This window comes from Pseudomonas sp. 2822-17 (assembly GCF_002742485.1).
GTDB lineage: Bacteria > Pseudomonadota > Gammaproteobacteria > Pseudomonadales > Pseudomonadaceae > Aquipseudomonas > Aquipseudomonas cyclaminis.
Genome location: NZ_LJRZ01000727.1, coordinates 1 through 251, shown reverse-complemented (window position 1 = coordinate 251; position 251 = coordinate 1). Strand labels below are relative to the sequence as shown.

1 protein-coding gene is annotated in these 251 nt (G+C 57.8%); it reads left to right on the top strand.

Going from position 1 to position 251, the window contains the following annotated elements:
• A partial coding sequence (locus tag AOA60_RS32785; protein ID WP_158235063.1) for a hypothetical protein occupies positions 1 to 251 on the top strand: 251 nt, incomplete at both ends.

Genomic DNA, 251 nt, shown 5'->3' with positions numbered 1-251 from the left:
AGCAACGTTGATGGCTACTACAGCATCTCCGGCAACAACGTTGTGCTGACCCAAAAGGGCGCTGATTTCGTTAACGCGGGCAACCAGTTGCCGAAGATCGATCTGACTGTTACCGATCCATCAGGCGCGAACTCCAGCAACAGCGGCCAACCGACCGTCAATCTGCACAACGACGTGCCGGTGATCACGGTTGCAGCTAACACCCTGGAAGAGAACTCGGCTGCTGCGGGCACCGTCGCCGGTACCTTCGT